Origin of the sequence: Parafrigoribacterium soli (assembly GCF_040227235.1) — a bacterium.
Taxonomy (GTDB): domain Bacteria; phylum Actinomycetota; class Actinomycetes; order Actinomycetales; family Microbacteriaceae; genus Parafrigoribacterium_A; species Parafrigoribacterium_A soli.
This window is the reverse complement of sequence record NZ_JBELNZ010000001.1, coordinates 496,673-514,967: the sequence shown is the minus strand read 5'-3', so window position 1 is coordinate 514,967 and position 18,295 is coordinate 496,673. Positions and strand designations below refer to the sequence as shown.

General features: G+C 65.6%; 16 protein-coding genes and 1 tRNA gene. 12 read left to right on the top strand and 5 right to left on the bottom strand.

Annotation, left to right across the window (positions count from 1 at the left end; translation table 11 throughout):
- The first annotated feature begins 2 nt into the window (after nucleotides 1-2).
- Nucleotides 3-845, top strand: a complete 843-nt coding sequence (rsmA, locus tag ABUA37_RS02475; protein ID WP_349897529.1) for a 16S rRNA (adenine(1518)-N(6)/adenine(1519)-N(6))-dimethyltransferase RsmA — start codon at nucleotides 3-5, stop codon at nucleotides 843-845.
- A gap of 33 nt (nucleotides 846-878) precedes the next feature.
- Complete coding sequence (locus tag ABUA37_RS02470) at nucleotides 879-1,814, top strand: 4-(cytidine 5'-diphospho)-2-C-methyl-D-erythritol kinase (protein WP_349897528.1); 936 nt, start codon at nucleotides 879-881, stop codon at nucleotides 1,812-1,814.
- Between the two features lie 52 nt (nucleotides 1,815-1,866).
- Here the strand turns inward: ABUA37_RS02470 and ABUA37_RS02465 are convergent, their stop codons facing one another.
- A complete protein-coding gene (locus ABUA37_RS02465) occupies nucleotides 1,867-3,387 on the bottom strand; it encodes a GntT/GntP/DsdX family permease (RefSeq protein WP_349897527.1) in 1,521 nt (506 codons plus the stop codon).
- A gap of 112 nt (nucleotides 3,388-3,499) precedes the next feature.
- Between ABUA37_RS02465 and ABUA37_RS02460 the strand changes: the two genes are divergently transcribed.
- Nucleotides 3,500-5,296, top strand: coding sequence for an ABC-F family ATP-binding cassette domain-containing protein (locus ABUA37_RS02460; protein WP_349897526.1), 1,797 nt, complete (start codon nucleotides 3,500-3,502; stop codon nucleotides 5,294-5,296).
- Nucleotides 5,297-5,299: 3 nt separating this feature from the next.
- On the opposite strand, the gene ABUA37_RS02455 is transcribed toward ABUA37_RS02460, so the two are convergent.
- The gene (locus tag ABUA37_RS02455) at nucleotides 5,300-5,791 is read right to left on the bottom strand and encodes a MarR family winged helix-turn-helix transcriptional regulator (protein ID WP_349897525.1); all 492 of its coding nucleotides are present in this window, start codon (nucleotides 5,789-5,791) and stop codon (nucleotides 5,300-5,302) included.
- Between the two features lie 91 nt (nucleotides 5,792-5,882).
- Between ABUA37_RS02455 and ABUA37_RS02450 the strand changes: the two genes are divergently transcribed.
- From ABUA37_RS02450 to ABUA37_RS02440, 3 genes are all read left to right on the top strand, one after another.
- Nucleotides 5,883-5,954, top strand: a tRNA-Gln gene (locus tag ABUA37_RS02450).
- Between the two features lie 27 nt (nucleotides 5,955-5,981).
- The gene (gene glmU / locus ABUA37_RS02445; RefSeq protein ID WP_349897524.1) at nucleotides 5,982-7,433 is read left to right on the top strand and encodes a bifunctional UDP-N-acetylglucosamine diphosphorylase/glucosamine-1-phosphate N-acetyltransferase GlmU; all 1,452 of its coding nucleotides are present in this window, start codon (nucleotides 5,982-5,984) and stop codon (nucleotides 7,431-7,433) included.
- Nucleotides 7,434-7,475: 42 nt separating this feature from the next.
- Nucleotides 7,476-8,453 carry a ribose-phosphate diphosphokinase gene (locus ABUA37_RS02440; protein ID WP_349897523.1) on the top strand — a complete coding sequence of 326 codons (978 nt, stop codon included), beginning with the start codon at nucleotides 7,476-7,478 and terminating at the stop codon, nucleotides 8,451-8,453.
- Nucleotides 8,454-8,508: 55 nt separating this feature from the next.
- Here the strand turns inward: ABUA37_RS02440 and ABUA37_RS02435 are convergent, their stop codons facing one another.
- Together ABUA37_RS02435 and ABUA37_RS02430 are read right to left on the bottom strand one after the other, a co-directional pair.
- Entirely contained in the window at nucleotides 8,509-9,264 is a 756-nt protein-coding gene (locus ABUA37_RS02435; RefSeq protein WP_349897522.1) for an SDR family oxidoreductase, read from the bottom strand.
- A 5-nt stretch (nucleotides 9,265-9,269) separates the two neighbouring features.
- Nucleotides 9,270-10,301, bottom strand: a complete 1,032-nt coding sequence (locus ABUA37_RS02430) for a zinc-dependent alcohol dehydrogenase (RefSeq protein WP_349897521.1) — start codon at nucleotides 10,299-10,301, stop codon at nucleotides 9,270-9,272.
- Between the two features lie 306 nt (nucleotides 10,302-10,607).
- Here ABUA37_RS02430 and ABUA37_RS02425 point away from each other — a divergent pair, with 306 nt between their 5' ends.
- Complete coding sequence (locus ABUA37_RS02425; protein ID WP_349897520.1) at nucleotides 10,608-11,594, top strand: aldo/keto reductase; 987 nt, start codon at nucleotides 10,608-10,610, stop codon at nucleotides 11,592-11,594.
- A 9-nt stretch (nucleotides 11,595-11,603) separates the two neighbouring features.
- Entirely contained in the window at nucleotides 11,604-12,917 is a 1,314-nt protein-coding gene (locus ABUA37_RS02420; RefSeq protein WP_349897519.1) for an L-fuconate dehydratase, read from the top strand.
- Between the two features lies 1 nt (nucleotide 12,918).
- Here the strand turns inward: ABUA37_RS02420 and ABUA37_RS02415 are convergent, their stop codons facing one another.
- The gene (locus tag ABUA37_RS02415; protein ID WP_349897518.1) at nucleotides 12,919-13,683 is read right to left on the bottom strand and encodes a FadR/GntR family transcriptional regulator; all 765 of its coding nucleotides are present in this window, start codon (nucleotides 13,681-13,683) and stop codon (nucleotides 12,919-12,921) included.
- A 139-nt stretch (nucleotides 13,684-13,822) separates the two neighbouring features.
- Here ABUA37_RS02415 and ABUA37_RS02410 point away from each other — a divergent pair, with 139 nt between their 5' ends.
- The 4 genes from ABUA37_RS02410 to ABUA37_RS02395 all read left to right on the top strand — a co-directional run bounded on the left by ABUA37_RS02410 (nucleotide 13,823) and on the right by ABUA37_RS02395 (nucleotide 18,285).
- Nucleotides 13,823-14,710 carry an amidohydrolase family protein gene (locus ABUA37_RS02410; protein WP_349897517.1) on the top strand — a complete coding sequence of 296 codons (888 nt, stop codon included), beginning with the start codon at nucleotides 13,823-13,825 and terminating at the stop codon, nucleotides 14,708-14,710.
- A gap of 249 nt (nucleotides 14,711-14,959) precedes the next feature.
- Nucleotides 14,960-16,291 carry an ABC transporter substrate-binding protein gene (locus ABUA37_RS02405; protein WP_349897516.1) on the top strand — a complete coding sequence of 444 codons (1,332 nt, stop codon included), beginning with the start codon at nucleotides 14,960-14,962 and terminating at the stop codon, nucleotides 16,289-16,291.
- A 90-nt stretch (nucleotides 16,292-16,381) separates the two neighbouring features.
- Nucleotides 16,382-17,344: a carbohydrate ABC transporter permease gene (locus tag ABUA37_RS02400; RefSeq protein ID WP_349897515.1), complete on the top strand. Its 963-nt coding sequence runs from the start codon at nucleotides 16,382-16,384 to the stop codon at nucleotides 17,342-17,344.
- Nucleotides 17,344-18,285 carry a carbohydrate ABC transporter permease gene (locus ABUA37_RS02395; RefSeq protein ID WP_349897514.1) on the top strand — a complete coding sequence of 314 codons (942 nt, stop codon included), beginning with the start codon at nucleotides 17,344-17,346 and terminating at the stop codon, nucleotides 18,283-18,285. The genes ABUA37_RS02400 and ABUA37_RS02395 overlap by 1 nt, the downstream gene beginning before the upstream one ends.
- The last annotated feature ends 10 nt before the right edge of the window (nucleotides 18,286-18,295 follow it).

Genomic DNA, 18,295 nt, shown 5'->3' with positions numbered 1-18,295 from the left:
GCATGACTGAGTCGAAGCTGCTCGGCCCGGCCGAGATCCGCGACCTCGCGGAACTGCTCGGCATCCAGCCCACCAAGAAGCTGGGGCAGAACTTCGTCATCGATGCGAACACGGTCCGCCGCATCGTCAGGGTGGCCGGAGTGCAGTCTGGCGAGACCGTCGTGGAGGTCGGTCCGGGGCTCGGCTCGCTCACGCTCGGGCTGCTCGAGACCGGCGCGTCCGTCGTTGCGGTGGAGATCGACAAGCGGCTCGCGGCCCAGCTGCCGCTCACCGTCGAACTCATGCAGCCCGGCGCCGACCTCACCGTCGTCACGGAGGACGCGATGAAGGTCACCGAGCTCCCGGGCGCACCGACGACGCTCGTCGCCAACCTGCCGTACAACATCTCCGTGCCTGTGCTGCTGCACTTCCTGGAGCACTTCCCGGCGATCACCTCCGGGCTCGTCATGGTGCAGGCGGAGGTGGGCCAGCGGATCGCAGCTCCGCCCGGTTCCAAGGTCTACGGGAGCCCGAGCGTGAAGGCCGCCTGGTACGGCGAATGGAGGGTCGCGGGCCAGGTGAGCAGGCAGGTGTTCTGGCCGGTACCGAACGTCGATTCGATCCTCGTCGGGTTCGAGCTGCGGTCCCGGCCGATGGGCAGTGAGGCCGAGCGCCTCGCCACGTTCCAGCTCGTGGATGCCGCATTCCAGCAGCGAAGGAAGATGCTGCGGCAGGCGCTCGCGGGCGTCCTCGGCGGCAGTGCCACGGCATCCGCGGTCATGGAGAAGGTCGGAATCGCCCCGACCGCGCGGGGCGAGGAGCTTACGGTAGACGACTTCGTCGCGATAGCCCGTGCCCGCGAGTAACGAGTGCCGGAAACGGTCGGCTAGGTTGGAGTCATGACCACCTCGGCCGCTCCACAGGTGGTACACGCGCGAGCACCGGGCAAGATCAATGTGTTCCTCAAAGTGGGGGCGCTGCTCGACGACGGCTACCACGATGTTGCCACCGCGTACCAGGCCGTTTCGCTCTGCGAAGACGTGCGCGCCTACCCGGCAGACGACTTCTCCGTGTCGTTCTCTGGCACCGTGGATGTCTCCGGCCTCGCCACCGACGGCTCGAATCTCGCGATCAAGGCGGCAACGCTGCTCGCGCGCAAGGCCGACTTCCGCGGCGGCGTGCGGCTCGAGATCGAGAAGCACGTTCCGATCGCGGGCGGCATGGGCGGGGGCTCCGCGGATGCCGCTGCCACGCTACTTGCCTGCGACGCGCTGTGGGGCACCGGCCTCAGTCGCGAGGAGCTGCTCGAGCTCGCACAGAAACTCGGCTCCGATGTGCCCTTCGCGTTCAGCGGTGGCACCGCGATCGGCACCGGCCGGGGTGATCAGCTGAGCCCGGCCCTCGCCAAGGGCGTCTTCCAGTGGGTCTTCGCGTTCGCCGACTTCGGCATGAGCACTCCGGAGGTCTACCGCGAGCTGGACCGGCATCGCGAGCGTCACTCCCAGGACATCTTCCCGGCCGAGGTGCAGCCGCAGGTCGACGCTCTCGTGCTGCAGGCCCTGCGCGCCGGCGACCCGCACATGCTTGCCGAGGTGCTCCACAACGACCTGCAGGCGCCGGCGCTGCACCTCGAACCCGAGCTCGCGGCCATCATCGAGCTGGGCGAGGAGAACGGCGCTCTCGCGGGCATGATCTCTGGCTCCGGTCCCACCGTCGCGTTCCTCGCAGCCGACCTCGACCACGCCCTCGAGCTGCAGATCGCGCTCAGCGCCGCCCGCCTCACGGTCGTGCGCGCCACGGGTCCCGTGCACGGCGCCCGACTGGTAAACGAGTAACCCCTCCTCTCCTCGCGGCGAGGTGGATCGAACAATCGGGCGGCGGAGAAGTTCAGAGGACGAGGGAGAGCAGCAGCGCCAGCAGGCCGCCGATGATCGAGATGATCGTCTCCATCACCGACCAGGTCTTGATCGTCTGCCACACCGTCATGCCGAAGTACTCCTTCACGAGCCAGAAGCCGGCGTCATTGACGTGGGAGAAGAACAGCGACCCGGCCCCGACGGCGAGCACGACGAGTGCGAGCTGGGCGGGCGGGAGGTTCGCCGCCAGGGGCGCGACGATTCCGGCCGCGGTGACGGTCGCGACCGTCGCCGAACCGGTGGCCACTCGGATGAGCACCGCCACGATCCAGCCGAGCACGAGCGCCGACAGGCTTGCGGCCACCGCGAACTTGCCGATCGCCACGCTCGTGCCGCCGTCGACGAGCACCTGCTTGAAGCCGCCACCGGCACCGACGATGAACACGACACCGACGATGGGCAGCAGCGAGTCGCCGATCTTCTTGGAGAGCGTGCTCACCGAGAATCCGACGGTGGTTCCGAAGGTGATCATCGCGAGCAGCACGGCGATGAGCAGAGCGACCACCGGGTCACCGATGAATTGGAGAATCTTGTAGATCGGCGTCGTCGGGGAGATCCACAGGTCGGATCCCGCCCTCAGCAGCATGAGCACGACGGGGGAGAGCACCGTCGTCAGCGTCCAGCCGAACGACGGTGTTCGGGTGACGGCCGGGTCGGCCGCACCCTGCTGAACCGTCTTGGTCTCCGCGCGGGTCGCGGTTTTCGTCGCCGCAGCGCCCGTGCCGGCGGCCTCGTCCGAACCGGATGCCGCTCCCGCGCCGACGAAGGCGAGCCCGGCACCGGCGGGGCCGATCGGCACCCACTTGGCGGCGAGTCTGCTGAACAGCGGTCCGGCGACGATGACGGTGGGGATCGCGATGAGGAGGCCGAGCGCGAGGGTGTCGCCGACGTTGGCGTGCAGGATGCCGATGGCGGCGACGGGACCGGGGTGCGGCGGGATGAAGCCGTGCAGTACCGAGAGGCCGGCGAGCGCCGGGATTCCGAGCCGCATCGCGGGCCCCTTGGAGCGGTGCACGGCGAGCATGACGACGGGGATGAGGAGAACGAGTCCGACCTCGAAGAACATCGGGATGCCGATGATCACGGCGACGAGGCCCATCTTCCACGGCAGGGAAGCGGGCCGTCCCCGCAGAAGGGTGTTCACTATCCGGTCTGCACCGCCTGAATCGCCAAGCAGTTTGCCGAGCATGGCGCCGAGGGCTATCAACACGCCGACGTAGCCGAGCACGCCGCCGACGCCCGTTTCGTAGGATGCGGTGACCTTGCCGAGGTCGATGCCGGAGGCGAGCCCGACAAACAGTGCGCCGATAGTCAGCGCGAGGAACGCGTGCATCTTCAGCCACACGATCAGGGCGACCACGATGAGGATGCCGATGGCCGCCACGATGAGCACCTGCGTGTCGTGCGGTCCCCAGGGTTCGTGAATCGCCTTGGTGGTGTCGTCGGTGAATACCGCGGAGAGCGAGGTGCCGAGGCGTGCGAGTGTGGTCATGTTCTGCCCTTCGTCTCTTCCATCGTTTCCCTCGCCCTGAGCGGTGTCAACGCCCTCCGCGCCGGCCATCGCCGGTGTATGCTCCGGGTCTGCCTCGGCTAGTCTCGAACGAATGGCCCACCTGCTCGGCGCGGAAGCGCTTCACCTCGAATACCCGACCCGCGTCATCTTCGATCGCGTCACCATCGGTCTCGACGAGGGCGACCGCATCGGCATCGTCGGCCGCAATGGCGACGGCAAGTCCACGCTGCTCCGGATGCTGGCGGGCCGGCTCGAACCCGACTCCGGCCGGGTGACGAGGCGCGGCGGCATCACCCTCGCCATGCTCGACCAGGCGGATGATCTCGACGACGAGCTCACCGTGCACCAGACGATCATCGGCGATCTCGATGAGCACGAGTGGGCTGGTGACCCGAAGGTCCGCGACGTCATCGCGGGACTCGCCTCCGACATCCCCTGGGAGTCGAAGGTGGCAGACCTCTCGGGCGGCCAGCGCAGGAGGGTGGCGCTCGCCGCACTCCTCATCGGCGACCACGACGTGATCTTTCTCGATGAGCCCACCAACCACCTCGACGTCGAGGGCATCGCCTGGCTCGCGAAGCACCTCAAGCAGCGCTGGTCCGCGAACTCCGGTGGGCTCGTGGTCGTCACCCACGACCGGTGGTTCCTCGATGAGATCTGCACCGCCACCTGGGAGGTGCACGACCGGCTGATCGAGCCGTTCGAGGGCGGCTACGCCGCGTACATCCTGCAGCGGGTCGAGCGTGATCGAATGGCTGCGGCATCCGAGTCGAAGCGGCAGAACCTGATGCGCAAGGAGCTGGCCTGGCTGCGCCGCGGAGCTCCGGCTCGCACAGCAAAGCCGAAGTTCCGCATCGACGCGGCGAACGCCCTGATCGAGAACGAACCGCCCGCGCGCGACAGCGTTTCGCTCGCTTCGATGGCGATGCAGCGCCTCGGCAAGGACGTCGTCGACCTCGAGAACGTGTCGGTGAGCTACGACGACAAGAACGTGCTGAAAGACGTGACCTGGCGCATCGCGCCGGGCGAGCGCACGGGCATCCTCGGGGTGAACGGCGCTGGCAAGAGCACGCTGCTGAGCCTCGTCGCGGGGAGCCTGCTGCCGACCACCGGCCGCGTGAAGCGCGGCAAGACGATCAAGGTCGCGACCCTGACGCAGCAGCTGTTCGAGCTCGAGGAGATCTGGAACGACCGCGTGAGCGAGGTGCTCGGGCGGCAGAAGAGCAGCTACATCGCCGGCGGCAAGGAGATGACACCGGGCCAACTGCTCGAGCGCGTCGGGTTCTCGAGCGCGCAGCTGAGCACCCCGGTCAAGGATCTCTCCGGCGGGCAGAAGCGCCGCCTTCAACTGCTGCTGATCCTGCTCTCGGAGCCCAATGTGCTCATCCTCGACGAGCCCACCAACGACCTCGACACCGACATGCTCGCCGCCATCGAGGACCTGCTCGATTCCTTCCCCGGCACCCTGCTCGTGGTGTCGCACGATCGATATCTGGTCGAGCGAGTGACCGACCAGCAGTACGCCGTGATCGATGGCGGCCTGCGGCACCTGCCCAGGGGCGTCGAGCAGTATCTCGAGCTGCGCTCGAAGCAGCAGCGGGATGCCGAGCGCGGCAGCAAGACCGAGGCACCGGCCGCGCAGAAGCCGTCGGGTCCGCCGAAGCTGGCGGGCGCGGAGCTGCGCAACGCGGAGAAGGAGTTCGCCGCCGGTGGTCGCAAGATCGAGAAGCTGAACGGCCAGATCGCGGCGCTGCACCTGAAGATGGCGGAGCACGACCAGAGCGACTATGCGGGACTCGGCGAGCTGTCGACCGAGCTCAGCACGCTGCAGGCATCACTCTCCGCGGTCGAGACGCGATGGCTCGAGCTCAGCGAGCTGCTCGGCTGAAGTTCAGTCGAAGTCGAGGCTGAGGCGGCGCAGCAACCCGGCCAGTCGCTCCTGGTCGGATGCGGAGAGCCCCTCGAGCAGTTCGGTCTCTGCCCGAAGAAGCAGGCTGATCGCCGTGTCGACGCGCACGCGACCGGTCGGCGTCATGACGACGAGGATGCCGCGGCCGTCGTGCGGATCGGTGCGGCGCTCGACCAGCTGTCGTTCCACCAGCCGGTCGATCCGGTTGGTCATCGTGCCGCTTGAGACCAGGGTCTGCTGCAGCAGCGCCTTCGGGCTCAACTGGTACGGCTTGCCCGCGCGACGCAGCGCCGACAGCACGTCGAACTCCCAGGAGTCCAATTCGGATGCCGTGAACGCCGCTCGCCTCGCCCGATCGAGGTGCCGGGCCAGCCGCCCGACGCGCGAGAGCACCTGCAGCGGAGCGAAATCGAGGTCGGGGCGCTCCCGCTCCCAGGCCCCGACGACGCGGTCGACTTCGTCGCGTTCTGGCATGCGCCCATTATCGCCGACGCGCGAACCGGGTAGTGACGGGCCGTGCGTCTGGCAGAATTGACGGGCACCGGATGCTGCGGCCTCCGTGCGGTCCGCCTTGGTGTAATGGCAGCACGACAGCCTTTGGAGCTGTTAGGTCTAGGTTCGAGTCCTGGAGGCGGAGCTGCAGCAGGCACGAGAAAGAGGGAACATGACCGATTCAGCAGAGCGCGACTCGGCACTGGCCGTCATCATCCTCGCAGCGGGCCAGGGCACGCGCATGAAGTCGTCGAGGCCGAAGGTGCTGCACGAACTCGCGGGCGTCTCGATGCTCGGCCACGTTCTCACCACAGCAGGCCAGCTCGGCGCCGCTCACGTCATCACGGTCGTGCGGCACGAGCGCGACGCCATCGCCGCGGTGGTCGCCGAGCACTTCCCGTCCGCACTCATCGTCGACCAGGACGAGGTGCCGGGCACCGGCCGTGCCGTCGAGCTCGGCGTCGCCGCTCTGCCCGCGGGCTTCGCCGGCCACCTCGTCGTACTGAGCGCCGATGTTCCCCTGCTCGATGCCGAGACCATCCACGGCATGATCGCGAGCCACCGCGACTCCGGCAACGCCCTCACGCTGCTCAGCGCCTTCTTCCCCGACCCCACGGGCGCCGGGCGGATCCTTCGTTCCGCCGACGGCGCCTTCGAATCGATCGTCGAGCAGAAGGATGCGACGCCGGAGCAGCTGCTCGTCACCGAGGTGAACGCGGGTGTGTACGTCTTCGACGTCGCCGCGCTGCGAGCCGCGCTCGGCGCGATCGGAACCGACAACGCGCAGAGGGAGAAGTACCTGACGGATGCCGCCGCAGGCATCCGCGCGTCGGGTGGTCGCATCGAGGCGGTTCCGGTGTCAGACCCGTGGCTGGTTGCCGGCATCAACGACCGCGCCCAGCTGAGCGCGGCCGGCGTGGAACTGAATGCGCGCATCGTGCGCCGCTGGCAGCTCGCCGGCGTCACCGTGCAGGACCCGGCGTCGACCTGGATCGACGTGGACGCGACGCTCGCCGAGGACGTCGAGCTGCTGCCTGGCACCCGCATCAAGGGTGCGACGTCGATCGCGCGCGGCGCCATCGTGGGGCCCGACACGACCCTCGTCGACTGCGAGGTTGGCGAGAACGCCGTGGTGAAGCGCACCGACGCGACGCTCGCGGTGATCGGCGCTGGCGCATCCGTTGGTCCCTTTGCCTACCTCAGGCCCGGCACCGAACTCGCCGAGGACGGCAAGATCGGCACCTTCGTGGAGACGAAGAACGCCCACATCGGCCGGGGGAGCAAGGTGCCGCACCTCAGCTACATCGGCGACACCGAGGTGGGCGTCGAGTCGAACGTGGGCGCGGGCACGATCACCGCGAACTATGACGGTGTGAACAAGCACCGCACCACTGTCGGGTCGAACGTGCGGACCGGGTCGCACAACGTGTTCGTCGCCCCCGTTAGAATTGGCGATGGAGCCTACACGGGTGCCGGCACGGTCGTTCGCAAGGATGTGCCCGCCGGGGCATTGGCTATCAACGTGGCTCCGCAGCGCAATATGACTGGCTGGGTCGAGACGAATCGCCCGGGCACTGCGGCGGCGAAAGCGGCGGCGGCGGCTGGCGAAGAAGCTACCGACTAGCGGCTTTTTCACACACGCCGGCGACGGCAGAGAGCGGGATACGTGTCCGAGATCAAAATCAACGGACAGAAACGGCTCGTGATCGTGTCCGGTCGCGCGCACCCCCAACTCGCCGCGGATATCGCGGCCGAACTCGACACCGATCTCGTGCACACCAACGCCCGCACCTTCGCCAACGGTGAGATCTACGCCCGGTACGACGAGAGCGTGCGCGGATGCGACGCCTTCGTCATCCAGTCGCACACCGAGCCGATCAACGAGTGGCTCATGGAGCAGCTCATCATGGTCGACGCACTCAAGCGGGCCTCGGCCAAGCGCATCACCGTGGTCGCGCCGTTCTATCCGTATGCCAGGCAGGACAAGAAGGGCCGCGGTCGCGAGCCGATCTCCGCGCGCCTCGTCGCCGACCTGTTCAAGGCCGCCGGCGCCGACCGCATCATGTCGGTCGACCTGCACGCCGCCCAGATCCAGGGCTTCTTCGACGGCCCCGTCGACCACCTCTTCGCGATGCCGGTGCTGCTGAAGCACTTCCAGTCCAAGCTCGACACCTCGAACCTCACCGTCGTCTCCCCAGACATGGGCCGCGTGCGCGTCGCCGACATCTGGAGCGACAAGCTCGGCTCCCCGCTCGCCATCATCCACAAGCGCCGCGACCCGCTCGTGCCGAACAAGGTCTCGGTGCACGAGATCATCGGGCCGGTCGAGGGGCGCGTCTGCCTCATCGTCGACGACATGATCGACACCGGCCGCACGATCGTCGCCGCGGCACAGGCGCTCAAGCAGGCCGGTGCGCTCAGTGTCGTCGTCGCCGCCACCCACGCGATCTTCTCCGACCCGGCGCCGGAGATCCTGCAGTCCGAGTTCATCAACTCGGTCGTGGTCACCGACACGCTGCCGATCTCGCAGGCCAAGCGCTTCCCGACCCTCGAGATCCTGCCGATCGCGCCGCTGCTCGCGACGGCCATCCAGCAGGTCTTCGGCGACGGCTCGGTCACCTCGATGTTCGACGGCGCCGCCTAGGCTTTCGCGCGCCGAGGCACACTCGCCGTTCGCGGAGCGTGTCGAAGCGCCGGCGTCAGCGTCCGAGCCACCCGCCGTCCACCGGCAGCACGATGCCGGAGACGTAGTCCGAAGCGGGCGAGGCGAGGAATACCGTTGCTCCACCCAGATCGCTCGCCCGGCCCCAGCGCCCGGCCGGTATGCGCTGCAGTATCGCCTGGGCGCGTTCCGGGTCGTCCTGCAGGGCCTGAGTGTTGTCGGTGGCGATGTAGCCCGGAGCGATCGCGTTCACCGTGATGCCGAGCGGCGCCCATTCGTTCGCGAGTGCCTTGGTCAACCCAGCGATGCCGGACTTGGATGCGGTGTAGCCAGGCACGTTGATGCCGCCCTGAAAGCTCAGCAGTGACGCCGTGAAGATGACCTTGCCCCGCCCGCGAGAGATCATGCCGGCCGCGACTGCCTGAGTGAGGATGAATTGGCTCGTGAGGTTCACCTCGAGCACCCGATCCCACATCTCGAGCGGATGTTCCACCGCCGGCGTTCGCTCAATCGTCCCGGCGTTGTTGACCAGGATGTCGACGGCCATATCCCGCAGTTCGTCGCCGAGCGCCACGACGGCCTCGCGGTTCGAGAAATCCACGGCACGGGCCGTGAAGCTTCTGCCCAGACCCTCCACCGCCGCGCCGACCGCACTCCCGGCTGCCGGCAGCGTCGCACTCACGCCGATGATGTCCGCGCCCGCCTCGGCCAGCGCGATGGCCATCGCCATCCCGATACCCCGACGTGCGCCCGTGACGACCGCGGTCGTGCCCGACAGGTCGAATTGCGACACCGCGCTCACCTCTCGTCCTGTTCGCTCTGCACATCGACGAGGATCTTCATGGCGTCTCCGGACTCGAGGTCGGCAAAGGCAGATTGGGTCTCCGAGAGCGGAACGATCTTGGTGATGAGCAGGTCAGCGGGAATTGCGCCTCGCTGCAGCAGCTCCACCGCCTTCTCGAAGTCGGTGCGCTGATACACGCGCGCGCCCAGGATCGTCAGTTCGCGCCAGAAGACGCGCTGCAGGTTGATCTCCCGGGGAACCGGATGTATCGCGACCACGACCAGCGTCCCTCGCACCTTGGCGAGATCGGTGGCACCGAGAACGGCCGCGGCGGATCCGGACACCTCGAACACGACATCCGCACCGGCCCCGCCGGTCCATTGCTCCACCCAGGCAACCTGGTCGGTGGCGCGCGGGTCAAGCGTGGTCAGACCAAGGCCAGCAATGGCCTCACGGCGCGTGGCATCCAGTTCGATCACGGCGACCTCGGCACCGAAATCGCGCGCGACCGAGGCGATCAGGACGCCGATCGGACCCCCGCCGATGACGACCACCTTGTCGCCGGGCGTGAGGTTCGCGCGCCGAACGTCGTGCACGGCCACCGACACGGGCTCGACGAGCGCAGCGTGATCCAGGCGCAGCTCGGTGGGAAGCGCCACGAGGGTATCCGCGGGCACGTTCCACAGTCCCTGCAGTGAGCCGGGGGAGTCGATGCCGATGAAGTTCAGGTTCTGGCAGATGTGCTGATTGCCCGCGAGGCAGGCCGGGCAGGTGTTGTCCCAGTCCAACGGCATGACGGTGACCGGAGCACCGACCGACCAGTCCGTCACGTTGCTGCCCAGAGCGGCGATCGTGCCGCTCATCTCGTGTCCGAAAACGAGGGGCATGCTGACGCGCGCGTCCATGTTGCCGTGGAGAATGTGCAGATCAGTGCCGCACAGGCCGGTGTAGGCGACCCTGATCTGCACCTCATCCGCGCCCGGAGCTGCTGGTGTCGCGTCTGCGATGGTGATTGTCTTGTTTCCTGAATACGCGGCGGTGCGCATGCGTCCTCCTTGAGTGGTCTCCCCATTATTGATCAGATGAATGGTCGAGCGCATCTCCTGTGCTCAATGGGCCAACCGACGAGGCACCGCGCGAGTGCGCTGAGTAGAGGGGCAAATGATTAGACCTCTTTGCTCCCGCCGTGGGAAGTCGGGTGAGCCTCCGCTGCGCTCCCGGGCCCAAATAGAGCTGATCTATTCGGGCAAATATGCCCAATTTGGGCTGATTCCCGCCCCGGAGGCCATATTGATCTAATCTTTCCCCTATGATCGAAGCTAGTTAGACAACGGCGATCAAAGGGGAGTGCTATGCGCGTACGCACACAGGTGCGAGATCTCCCGCTTACTGAACTCGGACTCGGGACTGCCCAGCTGGGCAACCTGTATCGCGAAACGACACCCGAGCAGGCGGATTCGGCAATAGAGCAGGCCTGGAGCGACGGCATTCGCTACTTCGATACGGCTCCGCACTACGGCCTCGGCCTGTCGGAGCGTCGGGTCGGCGCTGCACTGCAGAATCGCCCGCGCGACGAGTTCGCCATATCGACCAAAGTCGGCCGGATACTGGAGCCATCACCGAGCACCGCAGACCAGCTCGACGACCAGGGCTTTGCCGTGCCTGCTGCGACCGTGCGGCGCTGGGACTTCAGCCGCGACGGCGTGCTGCGCTCGATCGAGGAATCGCTTGAGCGCACGGGGCTCGCCCGCTTCGACGTCGTCTACCTGCACGACCCGGACGATTTTTGGGAGCAGGCGAGCACAGCCGGCATCGGTGCGCTCATCGAACTTCGTGAGCAGGGCGTGGTTGGTGCAGTGGGTGCCGGAATGAACCACAGCGCGCCGCTCGCTGAGCTGATTCGCAAGGCCGATGTCGACCTAGTGATGATGGCGGGCGAAATGACTCTGCTCGAGCACTCGGCGCTGGATGACCTTCTGCCGCTTGCTCTCGAGCGCGGCGTCGGCGTTGTCGCCGCCGGCGTCTACAACTCGGGCATTCTCGCGAAGGCCCGGCCCGAGGCGCAGGCAAAGTTCAACTACGAGGACGCGGCGTCCGAGACAATCGTGCGCGCGAATCAGATCGCCGATGTGTGCGAGCGCTACGGCGTCGCCCTGCCCGAGGCCGCCGTCGCTTATCCGCTGCTCCACCCCGCGGTGGTGTCCGTCGTGCTCGGTGCGCGGGACGCGGCGCAGGTCTCCAGCAATGTTCAACGCTATTCGGCCACCATTCCGTCGGAACTCTGGGCCGAGTTGCACTCACTGGGCTTCATCCCGCATCTCATCACCGCAGAAAGCTGAACAAAAGCAATGGCAATCATCACTTCCGTGACGGCGCACGACATCCGCTTCCCCACCTCCTTGAGCCTGGATGGCTCGGACGCGATGAACAAGGATGGTGACTACTCCGCCGCCTACGTTGTGATCCACACCGACGACCCGGAGCTGAACGGATTCGGCTTCACCTTCACCATCGGTCGAGGCAATGACCTCTGCACGGAGGCGGCTCGTCAGCGAGGCCAGGCGCTCGTGGGGATGGACGTCCAGGCCGTCGTCGCGGATCTGGGTTCCGTGTACAGAAAGCTCCAGAGCGACACGCAGCTGAGGTGGCTGGGCCCCGAGAAGGGCGTCGTCCATCTCGCGCTCGCCGCCGTGATGAACGCCGTGTGGGACCTCGCCGCTCGTGTCGCCGGAAAGCCGCTGTGGCGCCTGCTGACCGACATGACGCCGGAAGAGCTGGTGGATGCCGCGGACCTGAGCTACCTCTCTGACGCCCTCACGCGGGAGGAGGCGATCGCCCTTCTCGCCGACCTTGCACCGACGAGGGACGAGCGCATCGCCGAAATGGCTGCGACCGGGTACCCCTGCTACACGACGAGCGCCGGATGGCTCGGCTACAGCGACGAGAAGCTCCGAGGGCTTCTGACAGAGGCCGTGAACGCGGGCTACGACCACGTGAAGCTCAAGGTGGGGGCGAACCTCGAGGACGACCGCCGCCGGCTCGCGATCGCGCGCGATGTCATCGGCTGGGACGCCAAGTTGATGATCGATGCGAATCAGGTCTGGGATGTGCCGCAGGCCATCGAGTGGGTGCAGGCCCTCGCCGAGTTCGCTCCGCTGTGGATCGAGGAGCCCACGAGCCCCGACGACGTGCTTGGCCACGCCGCGATTCGCAAGGCCATCGCTCCCATCGGAGTCGCCACCGGGGAGCACGGGATGAATCGCGTGCTCTTCAAGCAGCTGTTCCAGGCGGAGGCCATCGACTTCTGCCAGCTCGATTCGGCACGGCTGGGCAGCATCAACGAGATTCTTGCCGTCTACCTGATGGCCAAGAAGTTCGGGATCCCGGTCTGTCCGCACGCGGGTGGGGTCGGTCTGTGCGAGCTGGTTCAGCACCTCTCAATCTTCGACTACGTGGCCGTGTCTGGCAGCCTCGAGGGCAGGGTCACCGAGTACGTCGACCACCTTCACGAGCACTTCGTTGACCCGTGCATCGTCGAGAACGGCGCGTACGTGCTTCCGTCGCAGCCCGGATACAGCGCCGAGATGTACTCCACGACCATCGACGAGTACGCCTTCCCGGCGGGAAGCTACTGGAGTGGGCGGGCTGCCAGCGCGGCCTGATTCAGGGTTCGTCGATGCCGGGTTGTTCCTGCAGGATGTCCTCAACGCCCAGAAGGTGATGGTCCATCTCGAGCCGGGCCCTGTCGGGCTGGTGTGACTCGAGCGCCCGCAGGATGGCGACGTGCTCGTTGTGCGCGGTTCTCGTCTGACCCTGATGGTGAAGCCCGAGCCACAGGCGAGCCCGGCTCGTGCGGTTCCCCAGCGCGTCGATGAGCGCGGCGAGTGTCGAGTTGTTCGCGGCGTGCGCGACGACGCGATGGAACGCGATGTCGGCATCCATGATCGCCTCGTGCTCGGTCACGGGCTCTGCGTTGGTGAGCGCGTCCACTCCATCGAGAATGCGACGAGCTTCGTCGAGTTCATCCTGGGTGATATTGAGCGCGGCCCTCGCCGCTGCTTCGGCTTCGAGGAGCCTGCGAACAGCATGGATGTCGTGGCGGTGCTCGGGCGACTGCAGCTCAACCATGAATTCCATCGGGGCGAGCAGGAGTCGCGAGTCCAACGACGTCACATAGGTTCCGTCGCCCTGTCGCGTCTCGAGGACACCCATGATGCAGAGGGCACGAACGGCTTCTCGGAGCGATCCGCGAGACACCCCGAAGGATGAGGCGAGCTCCTTTTCGATCGGCAGGCGAGCCCCCGGGGCGAGTTCGCCGGCGGAGAGCATGTCACGAATCCGTGAGATCACGACATCGGTCTGCGATTGCGGGTGGGTCGCAGCTTCCGCCTTGTCGTCGCCCGGTGATGCGGTCGAGTCCTGTGCCATGTCGTCAGTATAGATGGGAGGACGAATACATCTGATCTATGCTGATTCATCACATGTATAGAGTCCGGCCCGTGGCATAAGCACGTGCTGGTATCCCATCCGACGGCGCCACGTGGCGACAGAAACGGAGCGACAACAGATGGTCAGTCCTGTACTCGATACCCATCAGCACGTGTGGGACTTGAGCCGAGCAGAATACTCCTGGCTCGGCCCCGACGCGGGGGAGCTCAATCGCACGATTGCCTTCGACGAACTCAAGCCCTCGTTGAAGCGGGCCGGCATCCACGGCACGGTTCTGGTGGAATCCGCCGATAATGCGGAAGACACAGACCTCATGTTCGATACGGCCGCTCACAATCCCGAAGTGGTCGCGATTGTCGCCTTCGTGCCGCTCGACCGACCGGCGGAGGCCGCCGTGGCGCTCGAGCGGCTCAGAGAGAGCACTCTGACCGTGGGAATTCGCAACCTCATCCACAATCAGGCGGATCCGGAGTGGCTCCTGGGCCGCGAGGTATCGCAGAGCCTGGGCATGCTCGAGGATGCCGGGCTGACGTTCGATCTCGTGTCGGTGTTGCCGCGTCACCTCGAACTCGTGCCGATTCTCTCCGAGCGATTCCCGCGCCTGCGCATGGTGATCGATCACCTTTCCAAGCCGCCGATCGGCCTGGACAGCACTCAGCCGTGGTGGGACCTGATCGCCGCCGCCGCCGAGAATCCACTGGTGTACGGCAAGGTCAGCGGGCTCTACGCGGCCACCGCGAATCCGGAAGCGTGGACGGTCGACGCGGTGCGTCCCTACGTGGATCATGCGATGGATGTCTTCGGGGCGCGTCGCCTGATGTATGGAGGCGATTGGCCGATCTCGCTCACCGCTGGCGGCTACGACCGGGTGTGGGAGGGCCTGACCCGCATATTCGACGGCTTCAGCGCCGATGAGCGGACGGCAATCCTCGGAGCCACGGGCGTCGAGTTCTACGGCATCGATGAGTCGCGCATCGACGCAGCGATCGCGCGAAGCTCCGAATAGTCCAACCAATTTTGAGATTGGGGCACCGGATGTTACGAAAAAGCCGCGGAAATCAAGAACCCTGCCACATTCATCCGATCTATACTAGGATGATCGGTGAATGATTCGATGAATTGGCTGTGCTCACACGTTCGACCGGCACCTCTGGCTTGATACGACGTTTGAGCATGCGGCGAAAACCGCGTTCGGCCGCACCTAACAGTGAAACCACGCGCCGCATAGGCGGCACATAAACACAAAGGAGTGTCCATGAAGTCCAAGAGAGTGTTCTCGCTCAGCGGGGTGATCGCCATCGTCGCCCTCACCTCCCTCGCGCTGAGCGGCTGCGCGGGTGGGGACAGCGGGACCAAGGCCGAGAAGCAGACCGACTCGGGCGGAAAGATTACCGTCTGGGTTGATCCGCCCCGCGTGCCAGCCGCGGAGGCCTTCAAGAAGGCACACCCCGAGATCAAGATCGACGTCGTGCAGATCGACGGCACCGTCGGAGGGCAAACTGTCAAGCAGGCGTTCGCGAACTTCGACTCGGCTAAGTCTGGCTGGCCGGACGCGATCTTCTTCCCGTCCAACGACGACATCGCCTGGGCAACGAACTCGACGAGCAACTATGCCGCCGACCTGACGAAGCTCCTTCCGGATGTCATCAAGGGCTACGACCCCGCTGTGCTGTCGTTCTGTGACTTCGACGGAAAGATCCGGTGCCTGCGTAACGACGCCGCGCCAGACGTGTTCTGGTACAACAAGAAGTTCTTCGACGACAACGGCTACTCGTTGCCGACCACCTGGGAAGAGTATGGCTCGCTCGCGGTGAAGATCGCGGCGGAGCACCCGGGCAAGATCAGCGGATTCCTCGGTGACGCCTACGCGGTCAACCGCTACCTGCAGGGCTCAGATTGCCCCACTAACGGGCGTCTTTCGGAGACAGAGGCACACATCAACCTCAAGGACCCGAACTGCGTGCGGGCGACGAAGTTGTTGTCCACGATGTACCAGGGCAAGGCGTTGACCACCCAGGGCATCTTCGACGGTGACGCCGACAAGGCCGGGGTCAACCTCGTCATGAGCCCCGGTGCCGCGTGGTGGGGCAACTACCTCTTCCGCGATACCTGGAAGATCCCCGCGGGAGAAATGAGCGCGGTTGCTCCACTGACGTGGAAGGGCGATTCCAAGCCGACGGCAGGCAACGAGGGCGGCGGTCTGTGGGGCGTTTCGTCGCACATCAAGGGCAAGCAGCTGGCAAACGCGCTGACCTTTGCGAAGTTCGTGGCGACTGATCCGGCCTGGCAGGTTGAGCTCAGCACTGGACTCCCGGGTTACGGACCGGATCAGGACAAGTGGCTCGCCAAGATGGAGGCGGACAAGTACTTCGCCGACATCCCGACGACGCAGGATGCCATGAAGTCGGCAGCCGGAGCCGTGGCGCCGTACTCGTACATGCTGTACGACACCGGCTCGGTGTGGACGGAGACGGTGAGTCCGACGCTGATCGCCGGAAAGACGGTGGACGACGCCATCGACAAGTTCGGCACCACCCTGGTCAACAAGGCCAAGTCGATCGGATACACGGTCAAGGAATCCAAGTAAGTCACGTGTGAGCGGGGGTACCTGCCCAAGGCCGGTACCCTCGCAGCACGAGATGGTCATACAGCTGCTACCGCATTCGAGGATGAATACATGAGTTTGGCAACACTTCGCCCGACCGCAACTGTCACGCCGCAGAAGCCGGCGACGCGCGGGCGACAAGTGCACCAAAAGGCAGAGAGCCGTGGCGCGTGGTTGCTCATGACGCCATACATCCTGCTCTTTCTCATCGGCGCGGCAATTCCCATCGGGTACGCCTTCTACATCAGCCTGCAGAAGGCACCAACCCTGCTGAATCCGCAGACCGGGTTCGGCGGAGTCGACTCGTTCGTGACCGCTGTCACGGACTATCGCTTCTTCTCCACGTTCTTCAACATCTTCAGCGTGCTGATCGTCTGGTTGCCCCTAATGATGATCGGCATCGTCGGCCTCGCGCTGCTCGTGCACGCCAGCCCCGGCCGCTTTGGCGGAGCAATGCGCTTCATCTATTACGTGCCGGGGGCGCTTGCCGGCATAGCCAACTTCGTTCTCTGGGTCTACCTGTTGAACCCGTCACAGTCACCGATCGCGTTCCTCTGGCAGAACATGGGACTGACGGACCTGAAGCAGGTGGTCACCGACCCGAACATGCCCGCCATCCTGACCGGAATGCTGTTTTTCCAGGGTGTGGGCACCTGGATCGTGATCGTCAATGGTGGCCTCAACGGCATTTCGGACGAGATCTTCGAGGCCGCGTCGCTCGACGGCGCAAACGCGTGGCAATTGGCGTGGCGAGTGAAGCTGCCGCTCATCCGACCGTGGATCGGATACGCGGCACTGATGAACCTGGCCTACGGATTCCAGCTCTTTCTCGAGCCGTACCTTCTGCGTCAGATATCGTCGGGCTCGATCAGCAGCGAGTGGGGCCCGAACCAGTTGGGCTACGCCTTTGCCTTCACCAACCGCAACTTCCCCGCGGCCGCCGCCATGTCCATCATTCTGCTGGCGATCACTCTGATCATCGGAATCTTCATTGTCTTCAGAAGTGGGCTTTTCGGGGACGAGGAGAAGAACTGATGTCCAAAACTACAGCGGCCCTTGCCCCCGAGGTCGTCGGCTCCCGCCGGTGGTCGGTCGGACGCCTCGCGCGCATCGTGACCATGTTGTTCGTCGCGGCCATCTTCATCGTCCCGATCGTCGGCTTCATCGCGATGGCGTTCCGAGACCAGAGCCATGTGGCCGCGGGCTCCGACGGCTTTCTGGGGCTGGGCGGCTTGTCGTTCGACAACGTCGCCTTCAGCTGGTCCCAGGTCGTCGGATTCGGGCCCGGCGGCGGCGGGCTGTTCCCCAGGTGGATACTGAACTCGCTCATCGTGTCGATCGTCGGAGGGTTTCTCGCTGTCGCTTCCGCGCTGCCTGCGGGCTATGCCATGGCGCGACTCCGTTTTCGCGCGCGCAAGACGTGGCTGTTCATCACCCTTCTTGCGATGGTGATGCCGAACACGGTTCTGGTCATCCCGCTGTTTCTCGAGGTGAACGCCGTCGGGGCCATCGGGCAACTCTGGCCGATGGCCATCATCATGGGGTTCTTCCCCTTCGGCGTGTACCTCGCCTACATCCACTTCATGTCGAGCATGCCGCACGAGTTGGTGGAGGCATCGCGCATTGATGGCCTGGGCGAGATCGCCACGTTCTTCCAGGTGGCGTTGCCGATTTCGAAGCAGGCCGTGGCCCTCGTGGCCTTCTTCTCGTTCGTCGCGAACTGGACGAACTTCTTTCTTCCGCTCGCGCTCGTCACCTCCAGCCAGGAGAACAAGACTGTGTCGATCGGCATCCAGGAGCTCATCGGAGCCAGCCCATTGTTCAACGCGACCGTGGCAGCCGGACTGGACGTGAAGCTCTACATGCCGCAGCTCGCGCTGGCCACGGTCATCAGCATGCTCCCTCTCCTGGCCGTGTTCCTCGGAGCCCAGCGGTTCCTCATCCGTGGTCAAACGGTCGGCGCGGTGAAAGGCTAGGGACGTCGTG